The sequence below is a fragment of the Pseudoalteromonas sp. BSi20429 genome, from assembly GCF_000238895.1.
In the GTDB taxonomy this organism is placed as follows: domain Bacteria; phylum Pseudomonadota; class Gammaproteobacteria; order Enterobacterales; family Alteromonadaceae; genus Pseudoalteromonas; species Pseudoalteromonas arctica.
This window is the reverse complement of sequence record NZ_BADV01000081.1, coordinates 69,503-91,353: the sequence shown is the minus strand read 5'-3', so window position 1 is coordinate 91,353 and position 21,851 is coordinate 69,503. Positions and strand designations below refer to the sequence as shown.

The 21,851-nt window shown below is 37.8% G+C and carries 22 protein-coding genes; 4 read left to right on the top strand and 18 right to left on the bottom strand.

The window, feature by feature from the left end; all coding sequences use genetic code 11:
• Positions 1-15: 15 nt before the first annotated feature.
• The 4 genes from P20429_RS03925 to galU form a co-directional block, all read right to left on the bottom strand.
• Positions 16-1,461 (bottom strand): lipopolysaccharide biosynthesis protein, encoded by a 1,446-nt coding sequence (locus P20429_RS03925; RefSeq protein WP_007585767.1) that lies wholly within the window; start codon positions 1,459-1,461, stop codon positions 16-18.
• On the bottom strand, positions 1,458-2,351 hold the full coding sequence (locus P20429_RS03930) for a sulfotransferase (RefSeq protein WP_007585765.1): 894 nt from the start codon (positions 2,349-2,351) through the stop codon (positions 1,458-1,460). Before P20429_RS03930 ends, P20429_RS03925 begins: the two co-directional genes overlap by 4 nt.
• 2 nt (positions 2,352-2,353) lie before the next feature.
• On the bottom strand, positions 2,354-3,358 hold the full coding sequence (locus P20429_RS03935) for an NAD-dependent epimerase (protein ID WP_007585763.1): 1,005 nt from the start codon (positions 3,356-3,358) through the stop codon (positions 2,354-2,356).
• A gap of 114 nt (positions 3,359-3,472) precedes the next feature.
• Positions 3,473-4,363 (bottom strand): UTP--glucose-1-phosphate uridylyltransferase GalU, encoded by an 891-nt coding sequence (gene galU, locus P20429_RS03940; protein ID WP_007585761.1) that lies wholly within the window; start codon positions 4,361-4,363, stop codon positions 3,473-3,475.
• A gap of 293 nt (positions 4,364-4,656) precedes the next feature.
• On the opposite strand from galU, the gene P20429_RS03945 reads away from it, so the two are divergent.
• Genes P20429_RS03945 through P20429_RS03960 form a run of 4 tightly spaced genes read left to right on the top strand, consistent with a single transcriptional unit; the run spans position 4,657 to position 9,303 of the window.
• Positions 4,657-5,355 (top strand): transglutaminase-like cysteine peptidase, encoded by a 699-nt coding sequence (locus P20429_RS03945; RefSeq protein WP_007585759.1) that lies wholly within the window; start codon positions 4,657-4,659, stop codon positions 5,353-5,355.
• A complete protein-coding gene (locus P20429_RS03950) occupies positions 5,339-7,348 on the top strand; it encodes an EAL domain-containing protein (protein ID WP_007585758.1) in 2,010 nt (669 codons plus the stop codon). The genes P20429_RS03945 and P20429_RS03950 overlap by 17 nt, the downstream gene beginning before the upstream one ends.
• Positions 7,349-7,371: 23 nt before the next feature.
• On the top strand, positions 7,372-7,923 hold the full coding sequence (locus tag P20429_RS03955) for a hypothetical protein (RefSeq protein WP_007585756.1): 552 nt from the start codon (positions 7,372-7,374) through the stop codon (positions 7,921-7,923).
• A gap of 33 nt (positions 7,924-7,956) precedes the next feature.
• Positions 7,957-9,303, top strand: coding sequence for an O-antigen ligase (locus tag P20429_RS03960; protein ID WP_007585754.1), 1,347 nt, complete (start codon positions 7,957-7,959; stop codon positions 9,301-9,303).
• Positions 9,304-9,784: 481 nt separating this feature from the next.
• On the opposite strand, the gene P20429_RS03965 is transcribed toward P20429_RS03960, so the two are convergent.
• The 14 genes from P20429_RS03965 to yceD form a co-directional block, all read right to left on the bottom strand.
• Positions 9,785-11,644 carry an alkaline phosphatase D family protein gene (locus P20429_RS03965; protein WP_007585743.1) on the bottom strand — a complete coding sequence of 620 codons (1,860 nt, stop codon included), beginning with the start codon at positions 11,642-11,644 and terminating at the stop codon, positions 9,785-9,787.
• 4 nt (positions 11,645-11,648) lie between these two features.
• A complete protein-coding gene (locus P20429_RS03970; RefSeq protein WP_007585741.1) occupies positions 11,649-12,428 on the bottom strand; it encodes a TatD family hydrolase in 780 nt (259 codons plus the stop codon).
• 115 nt (positions 12,429-12,543) lie between these two features.
• Positions 12,544-12,870, bottom strand: a complete 327-nt coding sequence (locus P20429_RS03975) for a PilZ domain-containing protein (RefSeq protein ID WP_002962367.1) — start codon at positions 12,868-12,870, stop codon at positions 12,544-12,546.
• 11 nt (positions 12,871-12,881) lie between these two features.
• Positions 12,882-13,796 carry a DNA polymerase III subunit gene (locus P20429_RS03980; protein ID WP_007585739.1) on the bottom strand — a complete coding sequence of 305 codons (915 nt, stop codon included), beginning with the start codon at positions 13,794-13,796 and terminating at the stop codon, positions 12,882-12,884.
• Between the two features lies 1 nt (position 13,797).
• On the bottom strand, positions 13,798-14,424 hold the full coding sequence (gene tmk, locus P20429_RS03985; RefSeq protein ID WP_007585737.1) for a dTMP kinase: 627 nt from the start codon (positions 14,422-14,424) through the stop codon (positions 13,798-13,800).
• Positions 14,425-14,429: 5 nt separating this feature from the next.
• Positions 14,430-15,416 carry an endolytic transglycosylase MltG gene (gene mltG / locus P20429_RS03990; RefSeq protein ID WP_007585734.1) on the bottom strand — a complete coding sequence of 329 codons (987 nt, stop codon included), beginning with the start codon at positions 15,414-15,416 and terminating at the stop codon, positions 14,430-14,432.
• On the bottom strand, positions 15,410-16,225 hold the full coding sequence (gene pabC, locus P20429_RS03995) for an aminodeoxychorismate lyase (protein WP_007585733.1): 816 nt from the start codon (positions 16,223-16,225) through the stop codon (positions 15,410-15,412). Before pabC ends, mltG begins: the two co-directional genes overlap by 7 nt.
• A gap of 59 nt (positions 16,226-16,284) precedes the next feature.
• Entirely contained in the window at positions 16,285-17,523 is a 1,239-nt protein-coding gene (gene fabF, locus P20429_RS04000) for a beta-ketoacyl-ACP synthase II (RefSeq protein WP_007585731.1), read from the bottom strand.
• Positions 17,524-17,739: 216 nt separating this feature from the next.
• A complete protein-coding gene (gene acpP / locus P20429_RS04005) occupies positions 17,740-17,976 on the bottom strand; it encodes an acyl carrier protein (protein ID WP_002962377.1) in 237 nt (78 codons plus the stop codon).
• A 250-nt stretch (positions 17,977-18,226) separates the two neighbouring features.
• Positions 18,227-18,973, bottom strand: a complete 747-nt coding sequence (gene fabG, locus P20429_RS04010; RefSeq protein ID WP_007585730.1) for a 3-oxoacyl-ACP reductase FabG — start codon at positions 18,971-18,973, stop codon at positions 18,227-18,229.
• An 11-nt stretch (positions 18,974-18,984) separates the two neighbouring features.
• On the bottom strand, positions 18,985-19,911 hold the full coding sequence (gene fabD / locus P20429_RS04015) for an ACP S-malonyltransferase (protein ID WP_007585729.1): 927 nt from the start codon (positions 19,909-19,911) through the stop codon (positions 18,985-18,987).
• 52 nt (positions 19,912-19,963) lie between these two features.
• On the bottom strand, positions 19,964-21,004 hold the full coding sequence (gene plsX, locus P20429_RS04020; protein WP_007585728.1) for a phosphate acyltransferase PlsX: 1,041 nt from the start codon (positions 21,002-21,004) through the stop codon (positions 19,964-19,966).
• Positions 21,005-21,016: 12 nt separating this feature from the next.
• Positions 21,017-21,187, bottom strand: a complete 171-nt coding sequence (gene rpmF / locus P20429_RS04025) for a 50S ribosomal protein L32 (protein WP_002962381.1) — start codon at positions 21,185-21,187, stop codon at positions 21,017-21,019.
• Between the two features lie 9 nt (positions 21,188-21,196).
• Positions 21,197-21,721, bottom strand: coding sequence for a 23S rRNA accumulation protein YceD (yceD, locus tag P20429_RS04030; RefSeq protein WP_007585727.1), 525 nt, complete (start codon positions 21,719-21,721; stop codon positions 21,197-21,199).
• Positions 21,722-21,851: the final 130 nt, after the last annotated feature.

The following is a 21,851-nucleotide window of genomic DNA, read 5'->3' as shown; positions in this document are numbered from 1 at the left end:
AGCATTAGTAAAAAACTATTTTTTATTCTTTAAATTTTTAATATTATCTATTATTTCCAACACTACTTCAGGGAATAAAAGCCTGTAAAATACAAAATAAAACAACAGTCCCATTGGAATAATTAAAACCACTTTAACTAACGCTTGCTCTTCAAATAAAATAAAATAGTCTACAAGGTATAATACTCCTCCCATAACGAAAGAAGACACTATCGTTGGTAATAAACTTATTATCATGGATTTAATAGAAAAAGAAAATTTACTTCCTAAGATAAATAACATACTCGTAGTTAAAATACTTGCAATAACAACATTAGAAAAAACCACATGAAAAATTGAGTATTGAGCAAAAAAACTAACAACGGAGATCGTAATAATAAATTCTACAACTCTTAACTTAAATGGGATATTTGAATTATGAGTTGCGTGACAGAGTGGTGCAAAAAAATAATTAAATGATGCACTAAAGCCACTTAAACATAATATAGAAAATATCACTCCACTTTCAGACCATTTATCGCCAAAAACTAAGTACACCATTTCGTCACCAATAATAAAACCACCAATAAATATAGGTAACGAAAATAATGCAGTTGTAGTAACAAATTTAATAAAACAAGCTTCTAACTCACTACTATCGCTTTGTAAGGTAGAAAAAGCTGAAAAAGAGACATCTACAATTGGTCTTATTGTAAATTGCACAATAACGTCGAGCAATTTACCTGCAATTTTAAAGTAACCTAATACAACGACTCCTAGAAAAAAACCTATGATAAGTTCAACAAATCTAAATATACCCTGCCCAACCAGCGAACTTAATAATATGGGTTGACCTTGCTTTAGAATACTTAAAATATCATTTGAGGATATTTTAAATTTTGGTCTCCACTTTATCGCTTTCCACACTAGTAATAATGATAAGAAAATAGATATGATCTTCTGAATTATTAAGCTGTAAAAACCATAACTTGCATATGCAAGGTAAATAGCTACAGCACCGGAAAATAATGACGAAAATAATAATCTTATAGCAAGTGCTTTAAATTTAAAATCACGTTTAAGTAACCCTTCTGGTACTGTCGTTAAAGCCTGCATTATAGGTATAATTGAGAGTATTTGTAGTGATAGTGCAAGTCCTGGTGCGTCAAATAGTACTTCTAAATAAGGAGATGCAATAATAAAAAATAGAGACGAAGCTATTCCAATTAATAAAGTGGCGAAGAAAATACTATTCTCTACATTTGAGTTATTTTTATTGCGTACAACTACTTCTACTAATCCGTACCTAACAATTGTGTTTGTTAGCTCAACAAAAACGATGGCTAATGCTGCAGTACCAAAATCAACAGGAGATAAAATACGTGATAGAATTATGAATATTACTAACCCAGATAATTGGAATGAAACATTACCTATAAAACTCCACAAGGAGCCACTAACAATTTTATTTTTTAATGTCATTTTTTTCTTTTATCTGTATATTTTTTTGGGTTAACAAACTTTTTAAACCAGATTTCTTTTAAATACTCTTTAATTAAGTGTAATTTAGTTACTTTAAAACCATCAGTTTCTATTAATTTATAATCAAGTAAATTTAAAGTATCTTTAGCGTAGTATTGAAAGTCTGCTATGTTTTGTTTTGTCATTTTACCCTTCCATGCACTTGCTCGGCTAGCATCAGGTGCTTTCCCGACTAAAGTATGTTGAGACTTAGTAAATTCAGGTAAAAATTCATTTTTGACACTATTTAATTTTATTATGTTGGGATTATTTAAAAAACTTATAATTCTATTTATTTCATTTACTTCGTTATGGAGTAAGTCTTCATACTTTACTAAAAGAGTTTTATTAGGAAATAATGCTTGAGTAATAAACCCATATAAAATTTTGTTGTTCCAAGCTCTAGATGCATCTAAATAGGTATTTGAGCCCCATTCAAGTGGTATCTGTGAGTGGGCAACAGCACGCCCATCACGTACAATATGTATGAAGTAGCACTCACTAAAAATATCATTTAGCCACTTAGAATAAACTAAATTATTCGGTGAGTGATCAATCCAGAATAAAACATCATTTTTCCCACAATACAAACTAACTAGGTCTTTGTAGAATTCTTCAAACGAACGGTGTTTTTTATCTCTTAAGGGTTCGATGTTAAGACCCCAAACTTTAAACCGCTCGTTATTTTCTAGTAAATCACAGTATATTTTTGTACAAAAGGGTTGTTCAGCTAAAACTTCATTTTTAAATAAAGACTCAGGAGTAACGACACTTTTTTCAATTTTAGAAAGCAGCGAAGCGAGCATTGTTGTACCGCTTCTATCTGCCCCACCAATAAATATACATTTCATGATTACTTCCCAGAGTTATAACTCCGGTACCAATCAACAAACTGTTGCATACCATATTCAATGTTTGTGTTAGGTTTAAAGCCAACTTCTTTTTGTAAGCTATCTATATCTGCAAATGTTGCAGGTACGTCGCCTGCTTGCATTGGCATGTAATTTTTGTCGGCTATTTTACCTGCCGCTTTTTCGATTGATTCAATAAAGGTCATTAATGCTATGGGTTCGTTATTACCAATATTGAATACACGGTATGGTGCTTTACTTGACTCTGGCGAGGTATTGCTATTTGACTGGTCCCTTTTTGGAACTACGTCTTGAATGCGAATAATGCCCTCTACAATGTCGTCTATGTAGGTAAAGTCGCGTTTCATTTTTCCGTTATTAAATACTTTAATTTCACGATTATTTAATATGGCATCGGTAAATAAGTACGGGGCCATATCTGGGCGACCCCAAGGGCCATACACTGTAAAAAAGCGTAACCCTGTTGTTGGCAGGTCGTATAGGTGGCTATAGCTATGCGCCATCAACTCATTTGATTTTTTAGTTGCTGCATACAGCGATACCGGGTGATCTACCGCATCGTCAGTCGAAAATGGCATTTTTTCGTTCATACCATAAACAGAGCTTGATGATGCATATACTAAATGCTGTACTTTATTATGCCGACACCCTTCTAAAATAGTAGCAGTGCCCACTAAATTAGAGTCAATGTATGCCATTGGGTTTTCTATCGAGTAACGCACGCCAGCTTGTGCTGCTAGGTGTATTACGCGGTCAAACTTTTCATCTTTAAATAAATTTTCTATGCCGTCTCTGTCGGCTAAATCCATTTTTACAAAACGAAATTGCGCAAGGTGTTTAATACGCTCAAGTCTTGCATGTTTTAATGCTGGATCGTAATAATCGTTTAGGTTATCTAGGCCTATTACTTCGTGGCCATCGTTACATAAGCGTTCAGCCACAAAGTTACCGATAAAACCTGCGGCACCAGTTACAAGATATTTCATTTGTAAGAATCCTTTAAATTTACTTTATTTATTTAATTTCAGGCACTGCTATTTTGGCTTTTAAATATTACCGTTAAATACAAATTAAATTTGGTTATGGTTTATACAAGTAAGTTACGAAACTAGTTTTTTAACTGCTTTAGTAAACTCTTCACCCATATGGCTTGATTGCATTGCATATTCTACGTTGGCAAGCATATAGCCCAACTTAGAACCACAATCGTGCGACTGGCCTTTTAAGTGGTATGCTTCGAGTGTTTCTAGGTGGCGTAATTGCAGTAATGCATCGGTAAGTTGTATTTCGCCACCGGCACCAGGAGGTGTGTACTCTAGTAAATCCCAAATAGTAGGCGATACAACATAACGGCCTGTAATAGCTAGGTTGCTTGGGGCCTCATCGGTATTTGGTTTTTCTACCATGTTTTTAATTATTGCATTTTCGCCCGCGTTAATTTTTATACCTGCTAGGTCAACCACACCATATTGATGTACTTGTTCTTTTGGCACTGGCTCTACCATTACTTGGTTGTGGCCTGTTTTGTCGAATCGGTCGATCATTTGACTTAAATTATCGGTTTTTGGATTTGATTTGTATTTATCAATAATTACGTCAGGTAACATTACTGCAAAAGGGTTGTTGCCTACTATTGGTTTGGCGGCAAGTACTGCGTGGCCAAGGCCTAAAGGCGCAGATTGACGAACCGAAATTACGGTTACGTCTTTTGGTACTATTGAGCGCACTTCTTCTAGTAGGCTACGCTTTACACGTGCTTCTAGTGTGGCTTCTAGCTCAAAGCTAGTATCAAAATGGTTTTCGATTGAGTTTTTTGAAGCGTGAGTAACAAGTATTATTTCTTTAATACCTGCTTGTACGGCTTCGTTAACTACGTATTGAATAAGTGGTTTGTCTACCAGAGGCAGCATTTCTTTTGGAATGGCTTTAGTGGCTGGTAACATACGCGTTCCAAGGCCAGCTACAGGTAATACGGCTTTTAAAACTTTCACTTTAATTCCTTTCATTATTATTTTGTAAATATATAAAGAAGAAACTAAAGTTTACTTCCATATAACGTGCTTCACATACCTTGTGTTAGGATTATTATACACGCCATAATATTTGACTCAATAAATAAAACATCCTTTTAGGTTGTTTTTTTGTTAATTTTATGTTGCACCAAACTGGTCGGGTTGAGTCATGTTGGGGCATCCCATTCTTTATGATGATCTACCTTTTTAAAAGTAATAATACTATACTGGTTAATGTCGTTTATTAGGGATTACCAACTTAAGGAACATTTGTGCGCTTAGGGCTTTGCATTTTATTTATTGTGTCGTTTTTTGTATGCGCACAAGATATGCTTTTGTATTTGCGTAATAGCGATATTATTACCCGTGCACAGCAACAGTATGGCAACGAAGGTCATAAACGAATTAAAGATTGGCTTAACTTTATTGATGACTCGGCTGATGAAAGCGAATGGAAAAAAATTCACCTTGTTAACGATTTTTTTAATAAACACATTAAATATAAAAGCGATGAAGATCTTTGGCAGCAAAAAGATTACTGGGCTACCCCACTAGAGAGTTTAGGCGTTGGTATGGGCGATTGCGAAGATTACGTTATTGCTAAATACTTTACGTTAATAGCGCTAGGTGTTCCTGAGGATAAAATTCGTTTAATGTATGTACGACAGCGCACAGTAAACCAACCCCACATGGTACTTATATATATAGAAGATCCAAACAGAATTCCCTTTGTTTTAGGTAACTTTAATACTAAACTGCTGCCCGCTAATAAACGCCCCGATTTAACGCCTATTTACAGTTTTAATGGTCAAGGGCTTTGGTTAGCTAAATCGAAAGGGTTAGGCAATAAAGTAAAAAATAGCCGTGGTGTGTCGGCTTGGAATACTATGCTAGAGCGAATTGAACAAGGTGAGCTTGCTCCCATTAAAAGTAACATTAAAGGAACTATCAGTTATGTCTCGACTTTTTAAAAATGGATTGAGCCTTAAAACCCAAGTTTATGGTTTAATAATCGTTATTTCGGTTGTTTCATTTGTGGTTCGGGTAGTTACAGATGTTGAAACCACCCGCGATTACTTACAAACCCAAATGGGTAGCCATGCCCAAGACACTGCTACCAGCTTAGGCCTTTCTATTTCGCCTTATTTGGAGCCAGAAAACCTAGTGATAGCTGAAACAATGGCTACTGCTATTTTTGATTCTGGTTACTACAAAGAAATTAAATTTACAAATTCACAAAGCCAAGTTGTATTTGATCTGGAAAATCCTAAGCGTGTTGAATCTGTGCCTAATTGGTTTATTGCTTTAAGTAGTTTAAAAGCACCCACTATGCAGTCGGAACTAAATAATGGTTGGATTATGGCGGGTATACTTGAGGTTACAAGCCATACTGGGCAGTCTTACGTTACATTGTGGGAGCATACAAAACGCAGCTTTTATGGTTCTTTTTTAATACTAATTGCCTCACTTGCAGTTGCCTTTTTAATATTACGCGAAGTATTTAAGCCTTTAAAAGCAGTTGAACATCAAGCTCACCTTGTTACTCGTAAGCGCTTTACGTTAAACGAAGAAATACCTGTTGCACGAGAGCTGCGCACTGTAACCAAAGCTATAAATAATATGGTTATTAACTTACAAAGTACTTTTGATTCTTTAACTAAACAAACCCAAGCCTTAACAGAAGAAGTTTATATTGATTCTTTAACAGGGTTAGGTAATCGAAAGTTGTTTGAAAATCACTTTAGCTCGGTTGTTGATACAATAACCACCGATGCGCCACTTACTGCAATGATGATTACCCTACCTTCACTTACTAATATAAACCAAACTGTTAGCTATCAAGATGGTGACGCGCATGTAAAAGATGTGAGCGTTATTCTTACTAAAATTATTGGTAACCTTACTAACTCTAAAATATTTAGGTTAAATGGTAGTACTTTTATTGCCCTTATACCTTACGATACGCAGTTTTTAAATAGAACTCGCTTAGAAATTACCGATGCTTTTAGTAAACAAAAAAATAGCTTACACGTTAATGGGTTTGCTAATTTTGCAATATTAGAAGTGAATAAAGGCTCGTCTATTGGTAGTGTTTTATCTGCTTTGGATACGGGTAGTACTATTGGCGATACAATAGAAACTAACAAAATAGATAAAGACACGCTATTTAGTGTTAAACAATGGCGTACACTTATTCAGTCGATTATTGACTCTGGTGAGGTAAGCTTTTCGGTGCAGCCAGTTAAACGCGCTAACTCACAAAATAAGCAGTGTTACTTTGAGGCTTTTGCCCACTTTACCCATGAAGGTGAAAAGGTAAATAATGGCCATTTATTTGCTATGGCCGAAAAGCTTAATTTAACCGAAGAGTTAGACAAAAAAATAATTCGTAACTTTGTAAACGTTAAAGAACAATACCCTGATGACGTATTTGCTTTAAACGTAAGTAAGGCGTCTTTATATTCGGCTGATTTTATACAATGGCTTACTCTTTATGCCCACACTAAACCTGTTATTAAAACTAACCTTATATTTGAGTTACATGAAATTAGTTTACTTTATAATGTACACATAGCCTCAAAACATATAGATGCAATTAAAGATATTGGCATTAATGTGTGTATAGAACACTTTGGAACGAGCTTAACGTCGTTTAGGTATTTACAAGGCCTTGATATTGAATATGTAAAAATTGATGGCAGTTATATTCAAGACTTGTTAGATAATTCTCAAAGCCAATTTTTTATTCAAACTGTTAATAATATTTGTCATGGCTTTGGTATTAAGGTGTTGGCATGCTTAATTGAAAAACCCGAAACATTAAAAATGCTTGAAAACTTAGGCTGTGATGGTGTACAAGGTAATTTAATTATGGAGCCTTCTAAAGTACTTACAAGTAAGAACCGTGATAACGTTAATAAAGAGTTTACTTTTTGCGCAGACACGCTAAAATTCTGTAATTAGATACTCACTTAAAGGGACACAAGATGAAATCGATTTTTTTAAAGAGTTTATTAATAGGTGCAATGGCTTTTACTATTTCACCTGTTTACTCACAAGCAGATTCTGACGTTGTAGTACAATCTGACAGCCTTACTAACTTACTAAATATTTTGAATAATGCTCCTGATGATATTACGCCAGAAGAATTACAAAGAGAGTTAGTGGCTGCCATTGAGCAATTTTGTCAAAACATGGGTCCTATGGACCTTGATTCGCCTATTGCAAACGCCACCTGCTCTGCTGAACAACTTGATATATTAATTAACGCGGTTGTTGCCTCTTTAGGTGCAGATAATGCGTTAATTTCTGACTTTTTAGCAGCCTTAGTAACTGCTGGAGCTGATAGTGATGCGGTAACTATTGCTGCAATCACTGCTGGTATAGATGCTACCGTTGCATCTGAAGCTACTGCTGCGGGTCCTACTGATGGCACTCCGGTTGCAGCCCCTCCAGTTGTTGTTTTACCTACAGTTACTGTACCGCCTGGTACTGGTGGTACTGGTGGTGATGCTGGTATATCTGAAGTTGGTAACTAAACACTCTTCTAAAATATAATACAAACGCAGCCTATGGCTGCGTTTTTACTTTATGAGTTTACATTGAATCGTTTTATATTTTTGTTGCTATGCGCAATACTTTTTTTACTACCTATTCCCTTAGGTAGCTACCGCCCTTGGGCTATTTTAGCTATTGGTTTGTTAATTGGTGCCACTTTTTTAGTTCATTTAATTAATAGCGCTATAAATAATAAGCAGCCCCTATATCCTCCTTTGTATTCCTGGCCGTTATTTGTTGCACTTGGTGCTGTTGTTTTAATTTGCTTTATACAAATATTTAGCGTTAGCCTTGACCCGTTTCAAACAAAACAAATGCTTATAAAAACAAGTTTTATGATTTTATTTTGTTGGCTATTATTTATTTATTGTAATACTGAAAAGCGTATTAAAAATTTAATATATGCAATTATAAGTGCAGGCGTTTTTCAAGCTTTGTATGCCACTTATTTAAACCTATCGCCAGATATAATTAGCCCGCTATTTGGCTATAAACATACCGAACGTGCTATAGGTACATTTACCTACTCTAACTTTTTAGCTAACTTTTTAGCTTTATGTTTGTGCTTAGGTATTGGTGTTTTAGTTAGCGAGCTAAAACGCTCTACTAGCGATTACAAACAAACATTAAAACAAACACTTCGGGCGTGGACTGAAATACTTTTAAGCTCAAAAATAATTTTACGTATTTCGTTAATTATAATTATTGTTGCGTTAATTTTAACGCGTAGCCGAATGGGTAACTCTGCATTTTTTATTGCATTAATGGTTGTTAGCCTACTCGCATTTTTTATTTACAGGCAAAAACCTAAAGCGTTTAAGCTACTTATAGTTAGTTTTTTTATAATCGATTTAATTATTATTGGCGCTATATTTGATGTAGAAAAAGTTAAACAGCGTATTAGCGAAACCAGTATTTCATCAGAAACCCGTGACGAAGTTGTACGTGATTCAATACCCCTCATTTTAGATAAGCCTTTGTTAGGATCTGGTGGTGGTACGTTTTATACAGCGTTCCCGGCGTATCAGTCTGAGCCTTATTCAGGTTACTACGATAACGCCCATAACGATTACGTGCAGTTTGCAGTAGAGCTGGGTATACCCACTACAGCTGCACTGGGCTCACTTATACTTTATTGTTTATGGTTATGTATAGCGACTATGCGAAAACGTAAAACAGCGTTGTTTCAGGGCGTTGCTTTTGGCTGCGCCATTGCAATTATAGATATGCTCCTGCATTCGTTGGTAGATTACTCTTTACAAGCGGGTGCAAACTCTATGTTGTTTATGACTATTCTATGCTTGGCGATATTAAGTAGTAAATTACCTGCGTCTAAACGAAGTCGAAAAGAGCACAGTTAAATACAAAGCTAAGTAATTACCTAATACAAAGTAATTAGAAGCTGCGCTTCTCACGCGAGCAAGCTCAGCGTCTACCGCCAAGGTTCAATTTACGGTTAACTTGTTGGCGTGGCAAGCAAAGCCTGTAATAAGTAATTTATGCACTAAGAGGTTAAGAGTCGCTGCGCTTTTAGAGAAGGAAATAAAAACCAAACGCAGTTTTTATTAGTATTATGTCTTCTCATTTACTCCTCTTTCGCTTCTCTTTGTGCAAATAGGTTTTTAGCTGATTTTAAATAAATTAAGCGCTGCTTTCTTAACAACCTTACTCCGTAATTAGTAATTTATTCACTAAGAGGGTATGAGGCGCTGCGCTTTTAGAGAAGAGAAGAAAATAAACACCGAAACTGTATTCTGATTGGCATTGTGTCTTCTCATTCACTCCTCTTTCGCTTCTCTTTGTGCAAATAGGCCTTTAATTTATTTAATTATTGATTAAGAATTACTGTTCTTCTAAATCAAACTCGGTTAAATGCCCTTCACCATGTATGAGTTGGTAGCGGGCTAAATTTCCTTGCTCTAGTGTTATTAAACTAATAGCTGAGTCACTTACTAAGTATTTTTGCCCTTCACCTTTAGTTTGGTGTTTATCTACTTCCATATGCCAGCGTTTAGTAAAAAAGTTTAAGGGACTTTTTGGGCCGTATAAAATTGAGTCGAGCTTATCGAGTATGTTTATTAATTTACGCGGGAACTCGTTTTTAATACCACTGGCGGTAAGTTGCCAAATTCGATTGTGGTGATCGCCAAAACGCTTTTGCACTGAAAAGCAAAATGAGTAATGTACGTCTCCCGATAAAATAAGCGTTTCGTTAGGGGTGTCGGTTCGTCTAAAAGTATCGAGTAGCTTTTTGGCTGAGCCTTCGTGCGCCATCCAGTTTTCTACGTCAACCATGAGCGGTTGGCCACATATGTTGAACATGGCTTGAATGGCTTCTATTGATTTAACACCAAACACGGGAGCTGGCGATACAATAATAACTTGGTCGTGGCTTAATAGGCTTTCCTCAAGCTCTGTGAGACGTTCCCAATCAAGTAGACCTGACGGCTCATTAAAGTTTTGCTCATTTCGCCAGCGGTGCGTGCGCGTATCAAGCACCACTACTTTAGGTATTGTCGTTAACTCGTAATGCCAAAAGCTAAAATCGTTTAGTGGTTTATCAAATGCTTTAAACTGCCATAAATTATTAGCAGTACGGCTTTGCTTAAAAGGTGTTAGTAGCTCGCCTGTTTTATCTAGTGCATCGTTCCCCATTCCTTGGAAAAGCCAATAACTAATTAAACCGTTATTAATGATTCGTTTACTACTTGGATTTTCATTTATAGCTTGCTCCCACCCAGCGGTGAGGTTCCAATCATCAGTTACATCGTGATCGTCAAACATCATTAATGTAGATACATTGGCAAACAACCGCTCTACTTCACTTAAGCCTTTTGCATAATCAATCAGTGCTGCTTTTTCAGCGTTAAAAATAGTTTTGTTTTGCTCGCTTTGACCTAAATACGTTGTGTTTTGTATATCAACGCATTGCCAAGCAGCAGCACTAAAATTTAATAAATAAAGTGCAATGTATTCTTCAAAATGGACAAGGTGATTGTAGGCTTTTACACTTGAAAAGTGAGGTTCATCTTTTTTTAGCCAGTAGCCAACACCTAACTTTGAGCGTTTTTGCCAAGGCGTTTTTGGTAAAAATAAATGGCGATTATAAAGTTGCTCATTTATGTCGGCGGGTAGCTCAATGGCAAGTGGTTGCTCTTTATAGATACCTAAGGCTTTAATTAACTGATGAATAGCTAATAACATGGGGCCTGCTACATCATCGGCATAAACCTGATCACCACTTAGTAATAATAACTGTGCGCCTTGATTATTATTAGCGCGCTGAGTATTTTGCCAGTGACTTGCAGACACTAAGCTGTCTTTTGCTGGATGATGTGCATTACGGCACGAGCCATGCAAAATATCACTCAGTTTATTAGGAATTACAAATGCAGGCGTTGTTTGATTGCTATAGCACCAAGGCGATAAATCGATTGCTGTATCGTCAATTACAAGTTCATAGCTTAATAAGCTATCGACAGGGAGTTTGTTGTCTATTGGCTTTATAATAACGAAATGCAGGTATAAATGCTCCCCTAAAGAAACAGTGTGTTGATCGCTATAACACTCAAAATTTAATAAATTTATTTGGCAGTTTGCAGGCTTGGAGGTAGCAAACTGAATACAGACTCCAGTTTGCTCTGCACGGCGCACCATTGGCCCCATTATTAAAATAGGAAGGTTTGCCGTGTGAGTAATCATGTATTTAGCCTTTAGCTGCTAATTTAAATAAAGAATAAAAGTTTTCGGTAGTCGCTTTAGCCAGTTCATTAAAGCTAATGCCTTTAAGTTCGCTAATGTAGTAAGCAACGTCTTCTACGTACGCTGGCTGATTTGTTTGCCCACGATACGGTACTGGTGCTAAATAAGGCGAGTCTGTTTCTATTAGTAATCTATCAAGCGGTATTTGTTTTACTACTTCTTTTAGCTCAATAGCATTTTTAAAGGTAACAATGCCCGAAATAGATATATAAAAGCCCATGTCTATGGCTTTTTTAGCCATATCCCAGTCTTCAGTAAAGCAATGTAGTACACCACCGCAGTTTTCGGCCTTGTGCTCACGCATTAAATTAATGGTGTCGGCGCGGGCGTCACGAGTATGAATAATTAACGGTTTTTGTAATTCGTTAGCCACTTCAATATGCCCAACAAAACTTGCTTGCTGCACTGCGTGAGTATCTTTTGAATAGTAGTAATCAAGACCCGTTTCACCAATAGCGACGACTTTTTCGTGTGAGGCTAGGTCAATTAGTTGCTGTTTATTAAGGGCGTCTTTTTGATCAAGTGGATGTACACCACATGAGGCTGAAACATCGTCGTAGTGCTTAATTTTATCAAGCATGCTTGGAAACTGATCAAGCGTTACGCTTACACATAAAAAGTGCTCTATTTGCTTTGCACGCGCTTTATCAAGAACTTGGTCAAGGTTTAAGTCTAATTTATCAAAATCAAGACGATCTAAATGGCAATGAGAATCTACAATCACTATAAGGCCTGTATTATGTTCAGGGTTTAAATTTGTTCGTTTAATTTATTATGTTAGTAATTAAAAGAACCCAATATAGGGCGGCGTTAATCTCAATGAAAAACCGACCCAATAACTACATGGTATATGTTTGATCGCCTGAGTTTAACATAGTCCCAAGCAGCTTTTCGATTTTAGCGTTTAGGTTTGTTTTATCATCTAAAAAGCTAATACCAATACCTGGAGGATTAGAGCTTTGTGCACCTTGTGGCGTGATCCACGACACTTTACCTGTTACTACATCATCTTCTAAGGCATCGGGCAAAGTAACTCTAAGCGCTAATGAATGCCCTGCTTCGTAACGCATATTAGTGCGTACAAATAAGCCACCTTTTTTTAAGTAAGGCATATAACAACGGTATAACTCGTCTAAATCGTCTATGTCTACTAGTAGTTCTTGCATGATTAATCCTTTTAAGAATTTCGCAATGTGTATGCTAATCGTGATACAGCAAGCGATAAATTAAGGCCAAGTACTTGTGTGTTATTTTGTAAAAACTCGCCTAATGCATTTTGCGCACTTTGATAAGCGTCAAAACTCATACCTTGCAGCAATTGATGCTTTAGTTGCACGCTTAAAAATAAAGTAAATATACGAACAAGCTCAGGCTGTTTATTTATTATATCGACTAACGCTTTGAAATTATGGCTTTGTTTAAACTCAGTTGCAAACTTATACAGTGTATCAATATTTTTTAGCTGGTCTTGCTGTTGCCAATGCTTTACTTGCAGCGGTTGGTTATAAAAAAGTGCTAACCAACTATAGTTAGGAATATCTAATGTCTCTAACCATTGCTGAGCAAGGGCTGTATTTGTTATTTTTACGTCACTTTTAGCGCATCGACTTAAAATAGTTGCAGGGAGCTGTGCTGGTTGGCTTGTAGTTAATATTAGAAAACGGCTATTAGTTGGCTCTTCAAGTGTTTTTAATAATGCGTTAGCTGCTGCTGTGGTCATTTTTTCGCAATTTTCGATTATCGCTACTTTATTACCATTTTGCGCTGCTGAGTGATTCATAAAATCACTAATGCCGCGTATATCATCTACGCCTATGCTTTGCCCATCAACTTGCGTTAAGCGCTTGTCGGGGTGAGTACCCGCAAGAGTAAGTAAACAGCTTTTACACTGTCCGCAAGGTTTTAGCATACTGTTTTGCGCAGCTACCTGCTTAGCTATATTTTGGCATAACAAAGTATTACCAAGCTCATCACTTAACTCAAACTTACCTACGCCAACAGGCCCACAAAATAATTGCGCATGATGAAAACGTTCTGCACGATAACTTTGCGCTAAACGTGCTTGGGTATCATGTAGCCACGGCAATGGCATATTATTTTAGGCCTTCAAAAAATGAATGCAGTACATTGGTTATATCGCGATGTACTTTATCAATACTTTGGTTTGCATCAACCGTTTTAATTGTGTTGTCGTCATTAGCAAGTTCAACATAACGCATACGTGTACGCTGAAAAAACTCAATGGCTTCTTGTTCAATACGGTCAAGCTCACCACGTCCTTTTGCACGTTCAAGGCCTATCACTGGATCAATATCAAGGTAAATAGTTAAATCAGGCTTTAAGCCCTTTAATACCATTGACGAAAGTGAAGCTAATGTATTTGAGCTAATACCACGCCCGCCACCTTGATACGCCTGAGACGATAAATCATGACGATCGGCAAGTACCCACTGGCCTTTATCAAGCGCAGGGGTAATAACATTGTGCATTAGCTGTGAGCGAGCTGCGTACATAATAAGCAACTCGGTTTCAAAGGCAATTTCTTCTTCATGCTCTGCTTTTACAAGCGTACGAAGCGATTCAGCCAATGGTGTACCGCCAGGTTCACGGACGTTAATGAAGTCTATTTTTTGTTTGTTTAAAAAGTCTTGGCATAACGAAATAGCGGTTGATTTACCCGCGCCTTCTAGCCCTTCTATTACTATAAATTTTGATTTCATAAAAATTAATTCTTTTTATTTAATATATACATTTTAACTGCCGCGTTATGCTGCTTTAACGTGGTTGAAAACTGGTGGCTACCATCGCCTTTTGATACAAAGTAAACGTATTCACTTTGTGGCGGATTAACTGCAGCTAAAATAGCGGCTTTTGATGGCATTGCAATCGGTGTTGGTGGTAAACCATTAATACGATACGTATTGTAAGGCGTATAATCGCGTAAATCTTTGCGTTTAATATCGCCATCAAAATCAGCGCCTAATCCGTATATTACGGTTGGATCGGTTTGCAGGCGCATATTGGTGTTTAATCGATTAACAAACGCTGATGCAATTAACGGACGCTCGCTGGCAAGGCCTGTTTCTTTTTCAATAATTGAAGCCATTATAAGTGCTTCATATGCTGTTTTGTAAGGGAGATCAGCTGCGCGCTGCTGCCAAGCATCGTCTAACGTTTGCTGCATTTTTTGCGCGGCACGTTTTAATACACTGCTTGCAGTATCGTTATTATGATAATGGTAAGTGTCTGGAAATAACCAGCCCTCTAAGTGTGTATTATTACCCAGTATTTGTGTACTTAGCTCATCACTTTTTAAATCGTTTTGTAAATTATCGGCCTTTTTAATAGCACTAAGTACTTCACGTAAGTTTTGCCCTTCAATTATGGTAAAACTAAAGTTGATTTGCTGGCCTTGGTTAATTTTTTTTACGTTGTTGATAACGCTATCGGCTGTTAGCTCGTAAAGGCCCGCTTTTAAGTCGGTAAGTGTGGGATCTAATTTGGCAATTACTTGATAACGCCAGCAGCCTTCCACCCAGTTATTAGCTTGCCACTGCTGACATAACTTATTAAAGCCAGTGCCATGCTTAACTTCAAATTGTGTGTTTTGCGCTACTTTTAGCGGGCTATTTATTGTTGCTTGTAATTGCTGGTAACCAATAGCAGTGGTTATAACAGCTAAAAAAAGTACCGATAAAATAACTTTTAACACTCAGCCTCCTTGGCTAATAATCTAGTTAGTAATGCGTGGCTGTCGTCTGTATTAAATACCTGTTGCTCAATACTTTTAACAGGTATTGCTCCCATTAAGCTATTACACACAAATACGGCGTCTGCTTGGGTTAAATCTTCTACTTTCACGCGTTTAAATTCAACAGGCAATTTATCACATAACGATTGTAGATAAACGCCCTTTATTCCGCACTCATCAAGCAATGGCGTAAACACACACTTATTTTTAATCGCAAAAATATTAGCTGCTGAAGCTTCAATTACATTGTTGTTGTAGTCAAGCACTAACACATCATCGCAGTTTTGCGTTTGCATCGCTTTTTTAATTAGCACTTGTTCAAGTCGGTTTAATGTTTTAAGGCCCGCTAAATAAGGCTGTGCCGCTAATTTAATCGGGCTTATTTCGAGATGTACACCCTTTTTAACAAGCGATTCGTAATTACTAGGGTAATCTAATACACTCAATAAAATAGTGACATTACACTCACTTGGCAGCCCATAACCACGTCCGCCTTCGCCTCGCGTTACAAGTATTTTAAGCACGTTTAGTGGTGCAGCGTTTATATGCAAAGCAATTTGATTTTCAAGGCTATTAAAGTCTAACTCAGGAAAACCCAAACGCTGTGCGCATTCAATCAAACGCGCTTTATGATGAGCCCAATACTGTACTTGCCCATCAACAACCTTAGCGGTTGTAAAAAAGCCATCACCGTAATTTAAGCCCCTGTCACGCGTGCTTAAAGTGCTGTTTTGATCTACTGCTATTATTGTTTGCATTTTGTTTGGCATATAAAAAAAGCCCAGTTAAACAACTGAGCTCTTATAATTTGATTCGTTGTTAAAAAAGATTATACCTTTTTAAATAGCAACGAGCCATTAGTACCACCAAAACCGAACGAGTTACACAGTGCAAAGTCTAACTTTGCATCACGTGCAGTGTGAGCAATATAATCTAAGTCACACCCTTCGTCTGGGTTATCAAGGTTGATAGTTGGCGACACTTTTTGATCTGTCAGCGATAAAATCGAAATAATCGATTCAACTGAACCTGCAGCACCTAACAAGTGACCCATCATCGATTTAGACGAGCCTACCATTACATCTTTAGCTGCATTACCAAAAATAGACTTAACAGCGGCAGTTTCTGCTTTGTCGCCTGCATTTGTAGATGTACCGTGTGCGTTAATGTAACCAATTTGCTCAGCGTTTACTTGCGCATCGTTTAGTGCGTTTTGCATTGCAAGTGCAGCACCCGCACCATCTTCTGGTGGTGAAGTCATGTGGTACGCATCGCCACTCATACCAAAGCCTACAAGCTCAGCATAAATTTTAGCGCCACGTGCTTTAGCATGTTCGTACTCTTCAACTACAACAACACCAGCGCCGTCAGAAAGCACAAAGCCATCGCGGTCTTTATCCCAAGGGCGAGAAGCCGCTTGTGGATCGTCATTGCGGGTTGAAAGTGCACGCGCAGCATTAAAGCCACCCATACCAATTGGGGTACACGCTTTTTCTGCACCGCCAGCAACCATTGCATCTGCATCACCGTAGGCAATCATGCGCGCTGCATGGCCAATATTATGCAAACCAGTAGTACAGGCAGTTACAATTGAAATATTTGGACCACGAAGTCCATGCATCATTGATAAATGACCTGAGATCATATTAATAATGGTAGACGGCACATAAAATGGCGATAACTTGCGCGGACCACTGTTTAATAGCTTAATGTGGTTTTCTTCAATTAACGTAAGCCCACCAATACCTGAGCCTACAGCTACACCAATGCGTGCTGCGTTTTGCTCAGTGATTTCAAGGCCTGAATCTTTAAAGGCTTGAACACCCGCTGCAATGCCGTACTGAATAAACAAGTCCATTTTTTTAGTATCTTTCGCTGACATGTATGCAGTTGCATCAAAATCATTTATTAAACCAGCGAATTTAGTACCAAATTTTGATGTATCAAAGTGCGTTATTGTTTGAATGCCACTTTTACCATCTAATAAGCCTTGCCAGGTTGATTGAACATCATTACCTAGCGGCGTCAACATTCCTAAGCCAGTTACGACGACTCGACGTTTAGCCACGGTTTGCCTCCAATAAGGGATATTTTACAAGGGGATGATCATACCCAAGCTACCTCAAAGTGCTAGTCCCAAAATAGATTAAAAACGCATAACACAATCAAAATTAATTTTTAGCTAAAATTGAGCATAGAGATTTAAGTTTTGAATCACGAACTTTGAGGTGGTTTGGATATAAAAAATTAAAGGCAGCGGATGCTGCCTTTAACGTGCGATTAATTACTCAGCGTGTGCTGTAACGTAATCGATAGCAGTTTGTACTGTAGTGATCTTCTCAGCTTCTTCATCTGGGATCTCAGTATCAAACTCTTCTTCAAGAGCCATTACTAGTTCAACAGTATCAAGAGAATCTGCACCTAGGTCATCTACGAAAGAAGATTCATTTTTAACTTCTTCTTCTTTAACACCTAGTTGTTCAATGATAATTTTCTTTACGCGTTCTTGGATATCGCTCATTCTTCTTTCCTTTATTAAAAACGCCAATGCGTTATTTTCAGATTGCGGCGTAGTTTACGCCGCATAATTCTCTGATTCAATGATTTGACCATAAATAATTGTCTGGTCAAACCTCTGAGTGTGTGTTTTGTCTTTTATCGCTTATTTTCGCAGCGATTTCAAGTATGTTTAAAGCAAGTTCACAAATAATTCAATGTTTTTGAGGTAACTTACTTAACTTTATTAAGTAGTAATCTAGGTACAATGGCGATTAAACCATGTACATCGCGCCATTTACATGCAAAGTTTCGCCTGATACATACGCAGCCGCGTCAGATGCTAAATAACATACTGCAGCAGCAATTTCGTCTGGTTGGCCTAAACGCCCTGCTGGAACATTTGCAAGTGTTGCTGCTTTTTGCTCATCAGTTAAATTATCAGTCATGTCTGTTTGAATAAAACCAGGTGCGATTACGTTAACTGTAATACCACGTGATGCAACTTCGCGCGCAAGTGACTTAGAAAAACCAATTACACCCGCTTTAGCCGCTGCATAATTAGCTTGACCTGCATTACCCATAGTACCCACTACTGAGCCAATGTTAATAATACGGCCTTTCTTTTTCTTCATCATTGGACGAAGTACCGCTTTAGATAAACGGAAAACTGAGCTTAAATTAGTGTCGATAATATCGTCCCACTCAGTTTCTTTCATACGCATTAATAAGTTATCGCGTGTAATACCTGCGTTATTTACAAGTACGTCAATATCGCCTAAATCAGCTTTTATTGCAGCAAGTGTTGCTTCAATAGATGCAGGATCGGTTACGTTTAATGCATAACCTTTACCATTGTCACCTAGGTATTCACTGATTTTAGCAGCGCCCGACTCACTTGTCGCAGTACCTGCAACTTTTGCACCTTGTGCAACTAATGTTGTTGCAATTGCTTTACCAATACCACGGCTGGCGCCAGTAATTAGGACAATTTTGCCCTCTAATGAAAATAAATTAGACATTTTATATACTCTTATTTAGCTGCATCAATTGAAGCGGCGTCGTTTACTGAGCCACAGATCATTGCTTTATCAATTCGTTTAGCAAGTCCTGTTAATACTTTACCAGGACCAAATTCGTAGCTTTGTGTTACATCTTGCGCAACCAAGGCTTGTACTGTTTCTGTCCAGCGAACTGGGCTGTATAGCTGGCGTACTAATGCGTCTTTAATTGCATCAGCTGACGTTTCAGCTTTTACATCAACATTATTAATTACATCACACTTAGGTGTATTAAATGTTAAAGCGGCTAAGTCTGCTGCTAGCTTGTCAGCTGCTGGCTTCATTAACTCACAATGTGAAGGTACGCTAACAGAAAGTGGTAATGCACGTTTAGCACCGGCATCTTTACATGCTTGCGATGCTCTATCTACTGCCGCTTTATGGCCTGCGATAACAACTTGACCAGGAGAGTTGTAGTTAACTGGAGATACAACCTCACCTTGCGCTGAGGCAGCACAAGCCGCTTTAATTTCTTCATCGCCTAAGCCAATAATAGCAGCCATTGAACCTACGCCTGCTGGCACGGCTTCTTGCATGTATAAACCACGGTTTTCAACAAGCTTTACGGCTTCGCTCAAGCTTAATACATCGCTACATACTAACGCTGAGTATTCACCTAAGCTGTGACCCGCCATAACAACGTCTGCATCAGGGTTAGCTGCTAACCAATCACGGTAAATAGCAACACTTGCAGTTAGTAATGCAGGTTGTGTGCGGTGGGTTTGATTTAATTTTTCTTCTGGGCCATTAAGAACTAGCTCTGCTAAGTCGTAACCCAGTGCATTTGACGCTTCTGCAAATGTTGCTTTAACAATGTCAGAACTCTCTAGTAGTTCTTGTAACATACCAACGCTTTGCGAGCCTTGACCTGGGAATAGAAGTGCAATTTTTTGTGCCATACTTTGCTCTTTTTAATTAAACAAATAAATAATGAAATACACGGCACATCAATTATTGATTAACCGCCGTGTCTTTAGAATGTGTTTTTTCGAAAATAGCGGCTATTTTATCAGGAAGTTGACGTTCAACCTCTTTTACCGCTTCATCAATTGCTGCTTGAAATGCTTTAGCTGACGCATTTCCATGACTTTTAACGACAATACCGCGCAATCCTACCAGAGAAGCACCGTTATACTGGTCGGGGTTCACCCTTTTATAGAGTTTTTTTATTATTGGGCGCAATATAAACGCCATACATTTATATAAAAGGTGCTTTTCGAGCGCGGTTGTAAACTTATTCATAATAAGCTTGGCAATGCCTTCACATGTTTTAAGTGCTACGTTGCCAACAAACCCTTCGCATACAATGACATCAGCCTTACCCGAAAAAATATCACTTCCTTCGCTGTAACCAATATAATTTATGTGTGGGCTTTGCTGCATTAATTGTGCAGCTTGTTTAATGTCGTCGTGGCCTTTAATGTCCTCAGCGCCAATATTTAATAAACTAACGCGAGGATTATCCAAACCAAGTGCTTGTCCTGCAACTATAGAGCCCATAATGCCAAACTGATAGAGCATTTGCGCATCACAATGCACATTAGCACCTAAGTCGAGTAAATATACTGGGTTTTTAAGCTCTGTAGGAACAGATGAAATGAGTGCGGCACGTTTAACACCTGGCAGCATTTTTAATACATAGTGAGCCATAAAAAATAGAGCGCCGGTATTACCTGAGCTAACACATGCTTGAGCCTCGCCCGATTTAACTAAATCTAGGGCAACACGCATAGATGAATCTTTTTTTGAACGCACAGCAATTGCAGGTTCACAGGCATTGGTGACTATTTCACTACAGTGACGAATTATGAGTCTAGGATGAGGTAGAGAATCGAGGGATTCGAGTTCTTTAGATATAACGTGTTCATTGCCACATAAAATGAGAGTTAAATTGGCATGAGCATTTACTGCACAAACGGCAGCAGGAATAGATGAACGGGGGCCGTAATCGCCCCCCATCATATCTAACGCTATGGTTAGATCTTTCAGCATATAAGTAATCTCTTATTTAGAAATTACTTGAACGCCTTTGTAGTAACCATCTGCAGTCACATGGTGACGACGATGAGTCTCACCAGATGTTTGATCTACAGTTAAAGTTGGACCACTGATCGCATCGTGTGAACGGCGCATGCCGCGTCTTGCACGAGACTTTTTGCTTTTTTGTACAGCCATAGTCTTCTCCTAAGAATCTTTCTTAAGTTGTTTCAAAATATCAAATGGATTAGGTTTATCATCTTCCGCCTTTAATACACCAAAGCTGGCAGGCTTTGCTGAATAACTGCATGAAGCTTCGTTGTGGGTAGCCACTAATGGAATTGCTAAAATTAGTTCGTCTTCAATTAAATTAAAAACGTTAACTTCACCATTTTCATCAAGCGCTACTTCATCGTAGTCTTCTGGAAAAATATCTAACTCTGTATCTTCACCTACTGGTGAATATGCAAAGTCTTGAACCAAATCCAACCCTAAATCACCATTACAACGTTGACAAATGACAGTAACGTGTGTGGACAAATTGCCTCTAATCACAGCGAAACCTTGATCATCGTTTTTGCAATGTATTTTTACCGCTATTTCACCTACTTCTTCCTGCACAACTTTCTCTAAACGAGTAAGTTTTTCAAGCGGTACAATTCCGTCATACTTTAAACGGTGCTGCGCTGCTTTGCCTGGATGAAGAGTGATGGGAATTTTCACCTTTTGCATAGGGGCTGCATCATATAGATAGTTAGTTTGTTAGTCAAAGTAAAAAACCATTTTTACTTGGTTTTTAACGTGTTTTACTCTCGGATCTGATTTATCCTAACTCAATCTGAATTATCGTAGGAAAACAGTC

Coding starts and splice junctions, on each gene's coding strand:
- P20429_RS03960 (WP_007585754.1), top strand. CDS start 7,957: ATGGCTGCGTTTTTACTTTATGAGTTTACATTGAATCGTTTTATATTT.
- P20429_RS03955 (WP_007585756.1), top strand. CDS start 7,372: ATGAAATCGATTTTTTTAAAGAGTTTATTAATAGGTGCAATGGCTTTT.
- plsX (WP_007585728.1), bottom strand. CDS start 21,004: ATGCTGAAAGATCTAACCATAGCGTTAGATATGATGGGGGGCGATTAC.
- P20429_RS03925 (WP_007585767.1), bottom strand. CDS start 1,461: ATGACATTAAAAAATAAAATTGTTAGTGGCTCCTTGTGGAGTTTTATA.
- fabG (WP_007585730.1), bottom strand. CDS start 18,973: ATGTCTAATTTATTTTCATTAGAGGGCAAAATTGTCCTAATTACTGGC.
- P20429_RS03975 (WP_002962367.1), bottom strand. CDS start 12,870: ATGCAAGAACTACTAGTAGACATAGACGATTTAGACGAGTTATACCGT.
- acpP (WP_002962377.1), bottom strand. CDS start 17,976: ATGAGCGATATCCAAGAACGCGTAAAGAAAATTATCATTGAACAACTA.
- yceD (WP_007585727.1), bottom strand. CDS start 21,721: ATGCAAAAGGTGAAAATTCCCATCACTCTTCATCCAGGCAAAGCAGCG.
- P20429_RS03950 (WP_007585758.1), top strand. CDS start 5,339: ATGTCTCGACTTTTTAAAAATGGATTGAGCCTTAAAACCCAAGTTTAT.
- P20429_RS03935 (WP_007585763.1), bottom strand. CDS start 3,358: ATGAAATATCTTGTAACTGGTGCCGCAGGTTTTATCGGTAACTTTGTG.
- P20429_RS03980 (WP_007585739.1), bottom strand. CDS start 13,796: ATGCCATTGCCGTGGCTACATGATACCCAAGCACGTTTAGCGCAAAGT.
- P20429_RS03965 (WP_007585743.1), bottom strand. CDS start 11,644: ATGATTACTCACACGGCAAACCTTCCTATTTTAATAATGGGGCCAATG.
- fabD (WP_007585729.1), bottom strand. CDS start 19,911: ATGGCACAAAAAATTGCACTTCTATTCCCAGGTCAAGGCTCGCAAAGC.
- tmk (WP_007585737.1), bottom strand. CDS start 14,424: ATGAAATCAAAATTTATAGTAATAGAAGGGCTAGAAGGCGCGGGTAAA.
- P20429_RS03930 (WP_007585765.1), bottom strand. CDS start 2,351: ATGAAATGTATATTTATTGGTGGGGCAGATAGAAGCGGTACAACAATG.
- pabC (WP_007585733.1), bottom strand. CDS start 16,225: ATGCCAAACAAAATGCAAACAATAATAGCAGTAGATCAAAACAGCACT.
- rpmF (WP_002962381.1), bottom strand. CDS start 21,187: ATGGCTGTACAAAAAAGCAAAAAGTCTCGTGCAAGACGCGGCATGCGC.